Origin of the sequence: Lishizhenia sp., assembly GCF_033720595.1 — a bacterium.
Taxonomy (GTDB): domain Bacteria; phylum Bacteroidota; class Bacteroidia; order Flavobacteriales_D; family Crocinitomicaceae; genus Lishizhenia.
On record NZ_JAWWCF010000064.1, the window covers coordinates 1 to 14,808 of the forward strand.

The following is a 14,808-nucleotide window of genomic DNA, read 5'->3' on the forward strand; positions in this document are numbered from 1 at the left end:
ACTATTAGCAATCCAGATTCTTTATACGATGCAAAGTTAGAGGAAATCAAAACGAAGGATTTCTATGTAGACTGGAACACCTTCTTAAATGAACTCGAAGAGTGGAAAGCAAAAGCGCGTTATGAATTTGCAGTAAACAAAAGAACCTTTAGTCAAGGTAGCTACATCGACCACATGGGAGTTATTCCTCGTCCTGTTGATAAAAGAGAAAACTACATTAAACGATGCGTAGGAATACCTGGTGATAGTTTACAAGTAATCGATGCACAACTTTACGTTAATGGTTCGCCTGCTCCTATTTTTGAGCATCAAAACTTGCGTTATGAGGCTGACCGTAGTCAATTATCTTCCCTAATTGGAATGATGAACAGAATGGGCTTAGAAGAAAACAGAGATTACAGGGTATCTTATGATGATCAATCAAAAGCCTATTTATTCTTAACAGCTTCTGAGTACAAAGAATTAAGTCAGCATATCACGCTTACGCCTAAATTGGATGAGGACGTAGCGTACTACAAAGCTTTCGACGAGGTTGAAATGAAAATTAACAACTTAAGTTATTATCCTAAGCACCCAGATGTTCACAATACCTCTACCAATTTCCAGAAGTTTTACATCCCTAAAAAAGGAGATAAAATTAAACTGACGCGTAACAACGTAATTTGGTACAAAAGAGTAATTACTGCTTATGAGGGTCATAGCTTTGAAGAGAAAGAAGGACAATATTACATCGACGGTGAGCTTGCTAGCGATTACACCTTCGAAATGAATTATTACTGGATGATGGGAGATAATAGATACAATTCTGCTGACTCAAGAGTTTGGGGATTTGTACCTGAAGACCACATCGTTGGTAAAGCTTCATTGGTATGGTTATCTAAAAATCCAAATGGTGGATTTAGAACAGAAAGATTTTTCACTTGGATTAAATAATGTACAGCACTACAGTTTACTTTGGTCACCTTGCCTATTGGCAGGCACAAGTTAAAGCAGGTAAAATTTGCATTGATGCTAATGACCTATACAAAAAGCAGAGCTTTAGAAATCGTCAAGAGATTTTAAGTGCAAACGGTAAACAAGCTTTAAGTATACCTGTAGTGCGTCCAAATGGTTCTAATACCTTAAGTAAGGATGTAGAGATTAGTCAAGCCGAAAACTGGCAAAAAGACCATTGGAAGGCAATAGAAAGTGCTTATAAACACGCCCCCTATTTTTGGTACTACGGTGATCAAATCAAAGCGTTAATTTTTCAAGAGGAAAAGAACTTACTGAAATTCAATAAAAACATTCAACAAGCAATACTCAATTTCTTGTCGTTAGAGTTAGCAATTGAATTAACAGAAAACGCTCCAGCTATTGACAACAGCGAAGATTCACGCGTAATTTTTAACGATAAAAAGAAGAATTTTAATACCTCCCCTTACATTCAAGTATTCTCAGACAAGTTAAGTTTTGAGCCCAATCTATCTGTGTTAGACGCACTTATGAATTTAGGCCCAATGTCTCGGATGTTAATTATTTCTTAAAATAGACTTTACATTTGGTATAATCGTGAAAAAGAATTATATTAGTAATGATTTAGGTGGTTAGGTTAGGTTGATTAGTAAATGAGAAGTGGACGCCCGTCTGCTTCTCATTTGCATTTTTAGGCCTATCGTATTTAGCTCCAAATTAGCAATCCAAGAATTATTAAAATTAATACAGAACCAAGGTGTTCTACTTTAGATATTTAAACTATCTTTGTAACGATTTAGGTGGTTAGGTTAGGTTGATTAGAAAATGAGAAATGGACGCCCGTCTGTTTCTCATTTTCACTTTTAGGACCTTCCATTCTCCACGACTCCTCCACATCATTTACTATTTCATGATTTTTACATTTCTACCCGATCAATACAAAACACATCTGCTTTTTTACTATGCACGCGTAGATAACATTCGTCGATAAAAAAAGCTTATTTACATAAAAAATTGATGAACTCACATAATTTTAGAACCTCAAGAAAAAAATTGCCTTATCTTTGTAATGATTTAGGTGGTTAGGTTAGGTTGATTAGAAAATGAGAAATGGACGCCCGTCCGTTTCTCATTTTCATTTTAAGACCTTTCATTCCAACCCCAAACGATTTTCCTCATTGTCTACATCAGTGCTTACATGAACTTTATAAATTCCGCGTTTGCAAAAATCTACTATGCACACTTAATAATCATTCGACGACAAAATCCTGTCATTTGCGTACAATAAATAGAAACTGATATAATTTTATTTGATATTCCTAAAAATGAACTTATCTTTGAAATGATTTAGGTGGTTAGGTTAGGTTGATTAGAAAATGAGAAATGGACGCCCGTCCGTTTCTCATTTTCATTTTAAGACCTTTTTAATTCATAACCTGATCTCCATCCAAAACTTTTGCAGCTTCAAAATCAAAGATTAAATCTTCTTCGTATAAAAACTTCTTTTGTGTCGACTCAAAAGGTCTGTATATGTAATAGATCTTGTTATCTCTAATCTCCAACTTATCTACATACCTAAAATGTAGTTTCTGAGTGCGTAGTGCCATCCCCGTATTAGGATCTATCCACTTAATGTAGGTGTATCCCATTTTTTCATAAATACTATACACCTGTCCCGTAACATGATCCTGCAACAAAAGCTTTTCCCAGCCTGTTTGTCGCTCATCTAAATGGTAGTAAATATTCATACTATCTAATTTCTCCCCATCATCATTGAGAACGTACATATACTCCTTGTAGTGGTCAAACACAAAAAGACTATCGTTACGCATGAACATGGGAGCATAGATTTCTTCGTAATAAATACTTTGTGTAAAATAATTCGCCCCCACCCAAATACGCTTATCAATTCCAGTTTTAGACTCCATCTCCATGGCCCATAACTTAGTCCTAACATCCACCCATAAATATTCAGAAGTATATAAATCCATCATCAACTCATCTTCAATATTTAAGAGATGCTTATAGGTTGTGTCTAATTTATCCACGTACATATAATCCATCGCTGGGTAATCAGGATTGTAATTCGAGAAGTACATCTTCGTATGCACGGTATCCACAATGGGAGAAATGTATTTGAAGTAATATGATTTATCAATAGCCCCTAACTTAATAGCGTCGTATTCGTCCACATAAACCGTATACATTATTTTGGCACATTGAATATGAATATTTCCTCTAAAATCGCGTATCAATTTTTCAGCCTTATTGGGAACGCGAACGGTGCTTAATATTTCACCATTTTCGTAAAGCATAATTTGACTCCCTTTTTTCAATTTCTTTTCATAGGCCAAGAGTATTATTCTATTGCTTCCAATTAATTCAAAATCTGCAACACTTAACTCTTTTGAACCATAAACTGTATCTGGTAATTTGTTAGAAAAAATAGTTACTCCTTCTTGAGATAATCCATCAAATTCACAGTCTATTCGCAACAATAAAGTATCCTCATTTACAGAAATTAAAGCTTTGTCAAAAGCAGTAAAAACTGTGTCTTTAAAAATGTAATGCTTAATACTTAAAGCCACCAATTGATCTTTATTACCGATATTGAAATAAGCAAAACCTTCTGCATTGGTACTTGCCTGTATTTTTTCATTTTCAAGCTCTAATATCAAAGCAGCATTTTTCACTTTACTCTCCGTCTCCTCGTCGAACAGTTCTACTTTCAAAGTTGTGTTTTGTGCGTAACTCGCAAAAGTCAACAAAAACATAAAGAAGGGAATAGCGTTTCTCATGGTTAATTTGTTTGAAGTTTCTATTTTAAGGATGCTGAAAAGAATCATATTCCATAAAATCGAGACAAAGATTCTAAAAAATAATTTGTCAACGGCATATATTGATAAATTTGAGCGATAAGAAGATGAGTAAAAGTTTAGAGATATTAAGTAAATATTGGGGATACGAAAGTTTTCGTGGAAAACAGGAAGACATCATCAATAGCGCCATTTATGGGCATGATACTCTGGCACTTTTACCCACTGGAGGAGGTAAGTCTATTTGTTATCAAATTGCGGGATTAGCCAGAGAAGGTATATGTATCGTTGTATCTCCACTTATTGCTTTGATGCAAGACCAGGTAGATAACTTAAAAGCACGAGGTATTAAAGCCAAAGCAATCATTTCGGGCATGTCTAAACGAGAAATTGACATCACCTTGGATAACGCTAAGTTTGGTGGATTGGATTTTCTTTATGTTTCACCTGAACGACTGAAATCTAAACTTTTCCTTACCCGTTTTCAACAAATGAACGTTTCTCTGATAGCCATAGATGAAGCGCATTGTATTTCTCAATGGGGGCATGATTTTAGACCTTCTTACCGAGAAATTGCAAAGATTAGAGAATATCATCCCAATGTACCTATGATGGCGCTTACGGCAACAGCTACACCTGAGGTTAAAAATGATATTATTGAACAATTGGGTTTAAAGAACCTAAAGTATTTCGAAGGAAGCTTTTCTCGAGACAACATCAGTTACGAAATTTATAAGACAGAGAATAAGTTAAAAGACCTATTAGCACTTGTCGATAAATTTAAAGGCCATACAGGAATCATCTACTGCCAAACAAGAAAAGATTGTAAGCACATTGCCAAACTTCTTTTGTCTTACAAACATTTGGTAGGAATTTATCACGGTGGGATGGATGGAGAAAAACGGAACGAAAGTTTACAGGCCTGGTTAAGTAATCGCGTGCGCATTATGGTAGCCACTAACGCTTTTGGAATGGGAATCGATAAACCCGATGTACGTTTTGTAGCCCATTACCAAATTCCAAATTCTATAGAAGCCTACTTTCAGGAAGCAGGTAGAGCGGGAAGAGATGGAAACAAATCCAGAACCTTTGCCTTGTACGAAGATGAAGATCTTGTGTTGATGCGTAAGCAATTACAACAACAATTCCCTCCTATTGATGATGTTAAGCTCATGTATAGAGCTGTATGTAATTTTCTAAAAGTTGCCATTGGATCTGGAAAAGATGAAACCTACCCCTTTGATTTACGTGAATTTGCCAACAAGTTCAAACTAAACGTAGTTGAAGCCTACAATGCGCTTAAAATTTTAGAATTGAATGATGACATTGTGTTAAACGAAGCCATCCACCACCCTACTCGTCTTAAGTTTGTGATATCCAACGCGGGTGCATATAGCTTTCAGATTAAACACGACAATTACTCAGGACTCATTACCTGGTTAAGTAGAAGTTATGCGGGAATCTTTAGTGAGTTTGCAACCATAAGAGAAAAAGACCTGAGCAAACGCCTCCGAATAACAGAAAAGGAACTCGATAGGCAGCTTAAGTTTTTAGAAAACAACGGTGTGGTTGAAATTCAATGGAGAAGCGATTTACCACAAATCACCTTTACCCACGAGCGTTTACCGGATGATTATCTCCGTATCAAAAAAGAAGCTTACCAAAATAGAAAAGACATTGCTTTCAACAAGCTCAATGCAATGCGAGAGTTATTAAAAACTACAACTTGTAGAACGCAATTTATTCTTGCTTATTTTGGTCAAGAGTCTACCCCTTGTGGCACCTGCGATATTTGTAGGTCCGAAGCAAATTCAGAATTCTCACATGAACAGCTTAAAGGAGCTATACTAGAGATACTGGCTAGCGGTCATTTCAGTCTTGATCAGCTGAAAACAGAACTTAACATCATTGACAAAAAACAACTCATACGAGTTATAGATCATCTTATAGATGAAGAAAAGATCAGTTTTAATGCAGCCAACAACCTTCTGATACTTAATTAAAATTCTCCTTGAATATTGATAATAAGACTTGAGGCGGTACTACTTTGTTAGGATACTCATGCATTACGCGCAATACTTTTTGAACCGACATAGGATTGAGCCCCATGCGTAAAGCCACTTGTTTTAAAAACACTAATTCCTCACCACTGGTTTCAGCATCTACATTCATCAATAAAACCAATCGATGAAATTGAATAATTCGCTCTACCTCACCATCTGGATAATTACCTGGGCGTTTACTTTTTGCCGCTTGAACATAATCTTCCGGTGTTAATTCTAATCGTTTAGCAAGAGTGGTTAAAAAGTCCTCTTCTATTCCTTTTACATCATCATCAACTCTAGCTAAATCGATAAGGTCTGACAACAATTGTAATCTTTCTGCTTTATTATCCATCCCGATAAAAATAGCATTATTCTACTATTTCCACAGCGGTATTTTCTAAAACAAAATCCATGGTCACACCTAAAACTTCTGGATTAGTAAGCATACGGTAATGACCTATATTTTCAAAAAAGACGAGCTTACTGTCATGTGCAGAAGCATGTACACGTTTTGAATTATCGAAAGGTATTACTTTATCATATTTATCATGAATAATCAAAAGCTCATTGTAATTCACTTTTTCTAGTTTGTGTTGCACTGTGACCTGCGAGACATCTTCCTTTACCAGTTTTTCTGCTTCATTATAAACAGCTCCTAAAGTGTCTTCATTTAGTCCAAACATGGCCGCCAACTCAGAGAACATCATTTGTATAGATTCCGGAACCGTTAAGAAGACAAGACGCTTTGCGTTTACATCCAGTTCACTTAACCCATAGGCCGTAACTGCCGATCCAAATGAATGGGCAATAAAAGAAAGATTGCTTTTATCGTCAATACATTCTACCACTCTTTTAAACCGCTCTTTAGAGGCGTATAAATTCGTCTTCTTTAATTTAGACTTCCCGTGTGCCGGTAAATTAAAAGCGTAAAAACGAATTCCTGCATCATCGAGTGACTTTGCGATATCCTGCATCGCTGCAAGGTTAGAGTTCCATCCGTGTACCAAAACAACTTTTTGATCAGAATCAAGGTTATTGGTAATCACCGGAAAACTTTCTTTTTCATCTTCTAATATGATGGTTTCAAAAGCATCATAAAAACCGACCTCTCTTTCTCGAATAGTTTTTTTATTTGTCAATTGAAAAATCTCAAATGCTTGTTTCCCAGCCAATCGTGCCGAAAAGAATTGAAGGATTTGAATATATAATTTTATTAACTTTATCATAACATTACTATGCGTACATAACTGCAAATATACGATGCTTTTTTACGATTAATAATAAAGTGAAAAGAAATAAGGCCATTTCACCAACAAGTTAACATTTATTACGTTTAGTTTGCTAGTCGGTATTGTAACTTATTAAGACTTTAGTCTTTATATTTAAAGATGGTTTTACAACCCAATTATCATTACATTTGAATTAAAATTTGAACCCCCATATGAGCGCAAATTTATACATAGTTCCACACGATTTAACAGAACTAGGTGATAAGACATTAGAAAACACTATACTACTCGGAAGAAGAAGACACACGGCCATTTTACTCCTTCATCTTGTTGACAAAGAGTCTAAAATTGCAAAAGCAAAAGCGCACTTAGAAAAGGTAGTTGCCGATTCTATTTGGAAGGAAGGTGACCCTGAAATAAATATAGAAGTTACTGTAGGAAACATTTTTGATGATATAGGTAGAATTTCCGAAGAAAAGAACGCGCGTTTAGTTGTTATGGGAACCCATGGAGCTAAAGGAATGCAGAAAATTCTTGGTAGTTATGCCATCAAGGTAATTACTTCAACTTCTACCCCATTCTTAGTGGTACAAGACAGAGTTATTTATGAACCTATCACCAAGATTGTAGTACCCATAGATTTAACCAAAGAAAGTTTACAAATCATCAACTACGCTGCAGACTTAGCCTTTATGTTCGACGCCGAAGTTCATATTGTTGGGGAAAAACAATCGGATGCAAGATTGGCGAATCAGATCAAAATCAGAATTGCACTGGTGAAGAAAGAATACGAAGAGAAAAACGTTAAAAACGTAATCACTCTTTTGGGAGGGTCTGGCTCTTTCCAGAAAAAAGTAGTGAACTACGCCAAAGAGGTAAATGCAGAGATGTTTGCTTTAGCTTACCACTCTGAAAGTTTACTTCCTCAATTTGATGGATTTGCACAAACATTAATTACGAACTCGGATAAAAAACCGTGTTTGATTATCAACTCAGAAGAAGTTTCTAATAGTTACTTCTAGGGTGCAATAAGAAAGTTCAATCCTCCGATAAGTCGGGGGATTTTTTTTGCTTAAAACTTCCACAATTGCGCCGTTCAACTTTTACCTTCCAAATTATGACTTTTCGTATATATTTGTAAAAAACAGAAGGAAAATGCGCTTAGGACAGTTAGCCCGTAGATTAAGTATCAAAACAGATAAAATTGTAAAATTCTTAGATGAATCTAAGGATACTCAAATCGGCACGCATCCTAACACCAAAATTCCTGATGAATTTGTGGACGATGTAATCAACCATTTCAAACCAGAACCGATTAAAGAAATGAAGGCTGCGTTGGAGGCTATGGATGAGGAAGTGATTCCTACAACTGAAAGTGTCACAACGGAAGAAAAAGAGGATACCGAGGCAACTCAAATACCTGAAGCTACACCTAATATCCCATCAGATATTTCTAAAAAGGAAGAAGCGGAAGCACATCAAGAAATTGATGCAATCGAACCCATTGTTGAAGCTCAAACCGAAGCAACAGAAATAGAACTTAAAGAAGAGGAAGAAGAAGAGTTAAATATTGTTGACGGTGTTATTAAAGCTCCGAAACAAGAATTGGGAGGTGTTAAAGTAATTGGAAAAATTGATTTACCTGAGCCAAAAGCAGAACCACTTGAAGACGATACTGAGAATGAAACTCAGGAAGAGAAAACCGTTGAAATAGAAAAGCCCAATACAAAACCTAAAAAACAGGTAAAGCGCAAAACTCCTGAACAACGCAAAAGGCAACAAGAAGAAAGAAGGCGTAAACAAGAACTTGCTGAGCAAACAGCGAGAGAGGAACGCAAAAAAGAATTGGAGCAACAAAAGCGTAAAGAGCATTACCTAAAACAATTGGAAGAGCAAAAAGCAAAAGCTCCAGCCAAAAAGAAAAAGAAGGCAAAGCCAAATACAAAGAAAAAAGTAAAAAAGGAGGCTCCTAAAGGACTTTGGAAAAAATTCTTGTATTGGTTAAACGATAAAAATTAAGGGTGAACTAAACATTGATTTCACCTCATAAACTTCACATAAAAAAAAGCTGCTCAAGAGCAGCTTTTTTTTATTTCTTATTTTGAATCAGCTTATAGAACGATGTCCAATACCTCACTTCTAGACTTACCATCTATTAAGTGATTTAAGATTAGATCAAACTTTTCGTTCATACTCTCATCTGTAAATCCAAGAGCAATTCCATATTTTCTCACCAATTTCAATTCTTCTGTATCCGCTTCACCGTTTACAGCAACCATTTGCATCAATTGAATAAAACGCTCGTATCTTTCTTCTCTAGTTGTAGGTGCTACTGTAGGGAAGTTAGCCGGGTTTGCTTTAATCTCTGCAACTTGATCTGCTGACAATCCAATTCTAGAAGCGATTCTATCTAAAAGTGCTTGTTCTTGGTCATCAATACCACCATCAGCACTCGCAATTAATAAAAGGTTTCTGTAATGTCCTCTGTATTTTGCTTTCTCTCCTGATTCATATAATGCAGAAAATCCCATAATATTAGTTTTAAGTTTTCGCTCGTGAAAATAATTCAATTTTTTAATACTTCGTCGTTAAAAGCCACTTTCTACAAGGCATCCACTCTTTTTTGAGCATCGGCTAAAACTTTATCTGCTTTAGCATTGGCCTCATTTTCAACTTGAACTGCTTTTTCTTCAGCTTTCTTCTTGAGCTGATTTCCTGTGAGCTCCGCAGTTTTCTTTTTTACTGGATTAGAGCCTGCTTCATCCATTAATTTCTGAGCTGATTTATCAGCCTCTGCTCGAATGGCATCCGCTGCCTTTTTTCCCTCAGCTCTAATTTTTTCAGCGTTTCGCTCTGCCGCAGCCATTATTTCTTTTTTCTTCGCTTCTTTGGCAGCATCTAAATCCTCTTTAGCTTTATCTATCGTAGCATTTACCGTGTCCTTAACATTTTGTACACTTTCATCTACCAACTCTTTTACACCCGCTTTAATTCCTCCTCCTTGTTCTAACAAGGCCTCTTTTAAATTAGAACTTACTTTTGGATCAGTTATTTTGTTTCCAATTAAAGCTGTTACCGGAAGTTGAGCTGGTAATCCATCCATTTTAAAGCCAGGAATTTTATTCGCCTGTGCGATTGCCTTTTCCGCTGCTTCAACCGCAGACTTTGGAATCAAAGCTTTAGGTATTAACATCTTCAAAGTGTAATCTATATCTTGCTCTAAAGAAGTTGTACCCTCCACATTTGCCGTAATTCCCTGTCCGAAGTTTAACTTAAACGGCTTCACACTCAATTTACCATCCTCTACTGCAAAGAATGCTTTGACGTCTTTAAACTCTCTGTTATCTAGATTAGAAATACTCAGTACATCTTCCATCTTCTGCAAAGCCTTAAATCCTGAAACTTTTACAGCCTGTGTAAACAAATCTCCATTGGCCGTAAGGGAATTGTAATCTGGCGTAAAATCTGCATTTAGATTTGTCGACATAGAGAAATTAGAACTAATTAATCCTTGCGCATATTTAGCAATAGGTGCCATTTGCTCTACAGTCATAAAGTTTTGCGTCAAAGCTTGAATATTCAATTTTTTCAAATCATAGGCAAAATCTAATTTAGGTGTTGCATGATCTTGCGTATTGTAAGTACCGTTTAACACTACTCCTCCACCCAAGGCATCCATTTTTAAATTAGAGATACTCGCCTTCTCATCGCGTAACACAACATCTCCTGTTACGTTATCGATCTCCATTCCATCGTAAATCAACTTATCTATTTGAGCCTTTAAGACAAAATCGATATTGTCTGGCACTAAAATCACTTCATCACTACTTGTTTCCTCAGAAGCTGGCGTCTCCTCTGTTGCAGTTGCAGCCTCTTCTGAAGCAGGCATTAAATCATCCATATCTAACAAGCTAGACGAGTAATTAAAGCTTCCTTTCAGTGGTTCATCTTTTAAAGCATAAGCCAAATAGTTATCTACTGTTCCTGAAGCATTAAAATCACTTTTACCCATTTTAGCCTTCAAGTCTGTTAATTGCATGTCTTGAGGAGTAAATGAAAATGCTAAGTTTTCAACTTCCACAGTTTGTGGCAAATCTGGTGAAGCATAAACCATGTCTTTCAGACTTAAACTACCCGATGCTTTAAATTCATCATAAGCCTCCTTTTCTATGCTCGAATATCTACCTTCTAGCGCTAAATCAGACGTTAGCTTTCCATTGTAACTTTCTCCTTCTGCCAATGGCATTACCTGATCTAAAGTTGCTAAATCAACATCGGCAAAAATACCCGCTTTGATATATGGATCTGTCATGGTATTGCGCAACTTCATATTTGCGTCTAAAGAGTTTCCTGCAAATTTCGCTGTGAAATTATTGATGTCTAGCGTCATCTTATCCATATCAGCTCCTCCAGCAAACTTTGTATTCAAATCAATATTGATATTATCTATCCCCTGAGGTAAATCCGGGTAATTGATAGAGGCATCATCCACCTTCATATCTATATCCCAACCTGGCATATTCACATCATCCATGGTACCTTTCACCCAAGCATTCAACGCCAACTTTCCTCCAGTAGCCATACTTTCATAACCTGTCGTGTAAAACGCAGGAATCAACGATAGTAAATCTTTAAATTTAGTTTCTGCAGTAATTAATTTCAGGTCCATTTCATCTCTTCCCTCTAGCATTGCATAATAGCCATCCAAACTTGCTTTTAAGGCATTTAATTCAAATACGTTTTCTGTAAGGGTGAACTTCATGGTTTCCGCTGTCATCTCCATAAGCATTCCCACATCCAGTTTCGTATTCACTTGAGATAAGTAATCAATACCGTCGTAATTAAATGTAAGAGATTCCATATCTGCTCTTGTATTCACTTCATATGCATCTCCATTGATTCCGACATCACCTCCAAGATTTAAAGCTAACATTTCCATGGCCATATTCCCTGCTTTATCTGTGTAGACAATATCTCCATTATTTATTGCAAACTCTTTCAACTTGAACACAAAATTCGAAGCTGTATCCGCAGGATTCTCTGCAGCAACTACAGAATCTGGCTTCATAATATCATAATTCGCCATTCCATTTTCCAGTACTTGCACATTGACCTTTGGTTGATCTAAAGCAATACCTTCCACTTCTATCTTGTCTCCAGAAACAACACTCCAAAAATTAAGCTTTGCTTCAAAATTGTCGATATTTACTAATTCAACCCCTTCAAAATCTTCTTTCCCTGTAAGTTTCAATCCTTCCAATTGAATACTCATTTTAGGAAAACTGGAAATAAAGGTTAGGTCAAAATCTTTCAAATCAACTTTCGCTAAAAGATATTTATCAGCTTCTTTCAAAGCCATGTTTTTCAACTCATCTTTAAAGAAATAAGGAATGGCTATAAGCGCAATAACAAGCAACAATATGCATACACCTAGTCCTCTAAAAATTCGTGCAAAAACACTTCTTTTCTTCTTTTTTGTCATGTTCTATTAATTATAATGTGGTTATTTTTACTTTACTTTCCGTCGTGTAGTGTGAGTATACGCCTTAATTTTTATCTTTCCAATATGAAATCGAAATTAATGACTTTAAAACATATTAACGTTGTCACTTTGTTATTATTTGCAAATTTCTCCTTGTCACAAATCACCACAGGAGGAAATGTAATAAAAGACCCCAGAAAAGAGTCGTTACCTGAAAAAAGAGTAGATACTACCAACACTGAATTTTATTTTCAGTTTTCACCACAATTCACTTTTCGAACACTGGAAGAGTCGCCAGCACCTTTCGGTAAAGAATTGGGAAGAAGAGCTTCTGAATATGGGCTTTGGTCGAATTCAATATCGGTAGGTATGCGCAATAGAATCCACAACAATTTCTTTATTGATTTCGGATTAGGTTTTTCCTCAAATAAAGAAGGGAACCAATACCAGAGTAATGACACCAGTTATGTAACGTCAAGAAGCTACAGGCATTTCGCCGTACCCATAAAATTTAGTTACATCACAGGTGGAGATTTATCTTTCTACGCAAGTGTTGGATTTACACCTAAGGCATTTTTCAATGTTTTGTACACAGAAGAATACACCTTTCAAAATGCCCCACGTGACAGAGAAGTCGTAGAAGACCAAGGTTACTCTTCTTTTCTGGTTGATTTAACTGCCGCTTCTGGATTTCGATTGAGAATGAGTGATGGTTTTGGAATTTACGCTGGTCTTGAAGCCCGAAGACAATTAAACAGTAATTACTCGGATCAATATCCTTACATAAGAAAAGCCTACGCGCTTGGTTTTAATTTAGGTTTATACTTCCCTATCGATTAATCGATTTTTCCACTAATCCATAAAATTGGCAGACTTGTATAAAAACGACTTCCCAGAGAACATTAATCTTTTATTTTTGTTAAAAATTTAGACGAATGAATTATATGAAGTTAGGTGTCTTGGCCCTGTTCTCTATTTTTATGATGAGCAGTTTTGCACTACATGAATACTTTTTTGGATTTGCTGAAATGGAGTTTAATGAGAAGGATCAAAAATTTGAAATTTCCATTCAAACTACAGCCCACGATTTTGAACATCACATGGAACACATGGGAGTTGCGTTAGGTCATATAGAAAAGCTAAACATAGAAGATAGTCTTTTCCAATTGGCACTTGCTGAAGTCAACAAAGGTTTTAGCATGAGCAAAGACGGCAAAAGTTTAGAATTGACGTGCATTGGTTTTGAAGTGAACCTAAAGGATGAATTATTCTTCTATTTACAATCAGAAACAACAGATAAAAAAGGAAGCTGGGACATTGAGTTTGACTTAATGATGAACAGTTATCCAAAACAACAGAATAAATTAAACTATGTTGAAAACGGTAAGAAAACAGCTCTTACATTTTTATTCAGCAACAAAGAACGTACGCTAGAAATCAAATAACATGAAAAAACTATTGGTATTATCAGGATTGATTTTAGGATCTCTCCACGCCTTAGCACAACCGGGTTACAACAACAACAAGTTTAAACAATTACACGAAGAACTTCCTACTCCAAACGTATACAGAACAGCCTCTGGTGCACCAGGACATGAGTACTATCAGCAGCAGGCCAACTACGATATTAAAGTTGAGTTGAACGATGAGGACCAAACCATTCACGGTGAAGAAACGGTTACTTATATCAATAACTCTCCGGATAAATTAGATTACTTATGGATGCAATTGGACCAAAATGTGCGTTCAATGAATTCGGTTTCTAAATTGATTACTGTAGAGAGCATGGAAAGCTTCTACAGCATACAGGCCATTCACAACAAATTATTTGAATTTGATGGAGGGTTTAAGATTGACTACATCAAAACAACGAGCGGAAAGAAAATGACCTTTGCGATCAACAAAACAATGTTGCGCATTGATTTAGAAGAACCATTAGCTCCGGGAGAAAAAATCTCTTTTGATTTAAAGTGGATGTACAACATCAACGATAGAATGAAAATAGGTGGTCGATCTGGTTACGAATATTTCAAGGAAGAAGACAATTACATTTATACGATTGCTCAGTGGTTCCCACGTATGTGTGTATACAACGACGTAGAAGGATGGCAAAACAAGCAATTCTTAGGAAGAGGTGAATTCTCACTTCCTTTTGGTGACTATAATGTAGAAATTACAGTTCCAGAAGATCATGTAGTAGGTGCCACAGGTGAATTGCAGAACGCAAGTGCAGTTCTTAGCAGCGAACAAAGAAAAAGATTAAAAGAAGCAGCAAGTTCAGA

At 36.1% G+C, this 14,808-nt stretch carries 12 protein-coding genes and 1 pseudogene; 8 read left to right on the forward strand and 5 right to left on the reverse strand.

Annotated features, from left to right (window positions below; all coding sequences use genetic code 11):
- The coding region (lepB, locus tag R3333_RS06400; RefSeq protein ID WP_318957959.1) for a signal peptidase I at nt 1-933 on the forward strand (933 nt) is incomplete at its 5' end.
- Nucleotides 933-1,526, forward strand: coding sequence for a WbqC family protein (locus tag R3333_RS06405; RefSeq protein WP_318957960.1), 594 nt, complete (start codon nt 933-935; stop codon nt 1,524-1,526). The genes lepB and R3333_RS06405, both read left to right, overlap by 1 nt.
- A gap of 852 nt (nt 1,527-2,378) precedes the next feature.
- Here R3333_RS06405 and R3333_RS06410 read toward each other — a convergent pair.
- Nucleotides 2,379-3,752: a hypothetical protein gene (locus R3333_RS06410; RefSeq protein ID WP_318957961.1), complete on the reverse strand. Its 1,374-nt coding sequence runs from the start codon at nt 3,750-3,752 to the stop codon at nt 2,379-2,381.
- A 125-nt stretch (nt 3,753-3,877) separates the two neighbouring features.
- On the opposite strand from R3333_RS06410, the gene R3333_RS06415 reads away from it, so the two are divergent.
- The gene (locus tag R3333_RS06415; RefSeq protein WP_318957962.1) at nt 3,878-5,773 is read left to right on the forward strand and encodes an ATP-dependent DNA helicase RecQ; all 1,896 of its coding nucleotides are present in this window, start codon (nt 3,878-3,880) and stop codon (nt 5,771-5,773) included.
- Here the strand turns inward: R3333_RS06415 and R3333_RS06420 are convergent.
- Nucleotides 5,766-6,167, reverse strand: a complete 402-nt coding sequence (locus tag R3333_RS06420) for a TerB family tellurite resistance protein (protein WP_318957963.1) — start codon at nt 6,165-6,167, stop codon at nt 5,766-5,768. The two genes, R3333_RS06415 and R3333_RS06420, sit on opposite strands and share 8 nt — an antisense overlap.
- Before the next feature lie 16 nt (nt 6,168-6,183).
- Nucleotides 6,184-7,041, reverse strand: coding sequence for an alpha/beta hydrolase (locus tag R3333_RS06425; RefSeq protein ID WP_318957964.1), 858 nt, complete (start codon nt 7,039-7,041; stop codon nt 6,184-6,186).
- Between the two features lie 215 nt (nt 7,042-7,256).
- On the opposite strand from R3333_RS06425, the gene R3333_RS06430 reads away from it, so the two are divergent.
- Nucleotides 7,257-8,066, forward strand: a complete 810-nt coding sequence (locus R3333_RS06430) for a universal stress protein (protein WP_318957965.1) — start codon at nt 7,257-7,259, stop codon at nt 8,064-8,066.
- 133 nt (nt 8,067-8,199) lie between these two features.
- Nucleotides 8,200-9,063: a hypothetical protein gene (locus R3333_RS06435; protein WP_318957966.1), complete on the forward strand. Its 864-nt coding sequence runs from the start codon at nt 8,200-8,202 to the stop codon at nt 9,061-9,063.
- A 92-nt stretch (nt 9,064-9,155) separates the two neighbouring features.
- Here the strand turns inward: R3333_RS06435 and R3333_RS06440 are convergent, their stop codons facing one another.
- Nucleotides 9,156-9,575 carry a hypothetical protein gene (locus R3333_RS06440; RefSeq protein ID WP_318957967.1) on the reverse strand — a complete coding sequence of 140 codons (420 nt, stop codon included), beginning with the start codon at nt 9,573-9,575 and terminating at the stop codon, nt 9,156-9,158.
- A gap of 71 nt (nt 9,576-9,646) precedes the next feature.
- Nucleotides 9,647-12,526: an AsmA-like C-terminal region-containing protein gene (locus R3333_RS06445; RefSeq protein WP_318957968.1), complete on the reverse strand. Its 2,880-nt coding sequence runs from the start codon at nt 12,524-12,526 to the stop codon at nt 9,647-9,649.
- Nucleotides 12,527-12,610: 84 nt separating this feature from the next.
- Here R3333_RS06445 and R3333_RS06450 point away from each other — a divergent pair, with 84 nt between their 5' ends.
- The 3 genes and pseudogenes from R3333_RS06450 to R3333_RS06460 all read left to right on the forward strand — a co-directional run.
- Nucleotides 12,611-13,366 (forward strand): hypothetical protein, encoded by a 756-nt coding sequence (locus tag R3333_RS06450; RefSeq protein ID WP_318957969.1) that lies wholly within the window; start codon nt 12,611-12,613, stop codon nt 13,364-13,366.
- Nucleotides 13,367-13,461: 95 nt separating this feature from the next.
- Nucleotides 13,462-13,971, forward strand: coding sequence for a DUF6702 family protein (locus R3333_RS06455; RefSeq protein WP_318957970.1), 510 nt, complete (start codon nt 13,462-13,464; stop codon nt 13,969-13,971).
- Nucleotide 13,972: 1 nt separating this feature from the next.
- A pseudogene (locus R3333_RS06460) lies at nt 13,973-14,808 on the forward strand (M1 family peptidase); the annotation flags it as partial.

Bases quoted from the DNA above. Each gene is read 5' to 3' on its own strand.
- R3333_RS06450 (WP_318957969.1), top strand. From the start codon at position 12,611: ATGAAATCGAAATTAATGACTTTAAAACATATTAACGTTGTCACTTTG.
- R3333_RS06430 (WP_318957965.1), top strand. From the start codon at position 7,257: ATGAGCGCAAATTTATACATAGTTCCACACGATTTAACAGAACTAGGT.
- R3333_RS06425 (WP_318957964.1), bottom strand. From the start codon at position 7,041: ATGATAAAGTTAATAAAATTATATATTCAAATCCTTCAATTCTTTTCG.
- R3333_RS06440 (WP_318957967.1), bottom strand. From the start codon at position 9,575: ATGGGATTTTCTGCATTATATGAATCAGGAGAGAAAGCAAAATACAGA.
- R3333_RS06435 (WP_318957966.1), top strand. From the start codon at position 8,200: ATGCGCTTAGGACAGTTAGCCCGTAGATTAAGTATCAAAACAGATAAA.
- R3333_RS06405 (WP_318957960.1), top strand. From the start codon at position 933: ATGTACAGCACTACAGTTTACTTTGGTCACCTTGCCTATTGGCAGGCA.
- R3333_RS06455 (WP_318957970.1), top strand. From the start codon at position 13,462: ATGAATTATATGAAGTTAGGTGTCTTGGCCCTGTTCTCTATTTTTATG.
- R3333_RS06445 (WP_318957968.1), bottom strand. From the start codon at position 12,526: ATGACAAAAAAGAAGAAAAGAAGTGTTTTTGCACGAATTTTTAGAGGA.
- R3333_RS06420 (WP_318957963.1), bottom strand. From the start codon at position 6,167: ATGGATAATAAAGCAGAAAGATTACAATTGTTGTCAGACCTTATCGAT.
- R3333_RS06415 (WP_318957962.1), top strand. From the start codon at position 3,878: ATGAGTAAAAGTTTAGAGATATTAAGTAAATATTGGGGATACGAAAGT.
- R3333_RS06410 (WP_318957961.1), bottom strand. From the start codon at position 3,752: ATGAGAAACGCTATTCCCTTCTTTATGTTTTTGTTGACTTTTGCGAGT.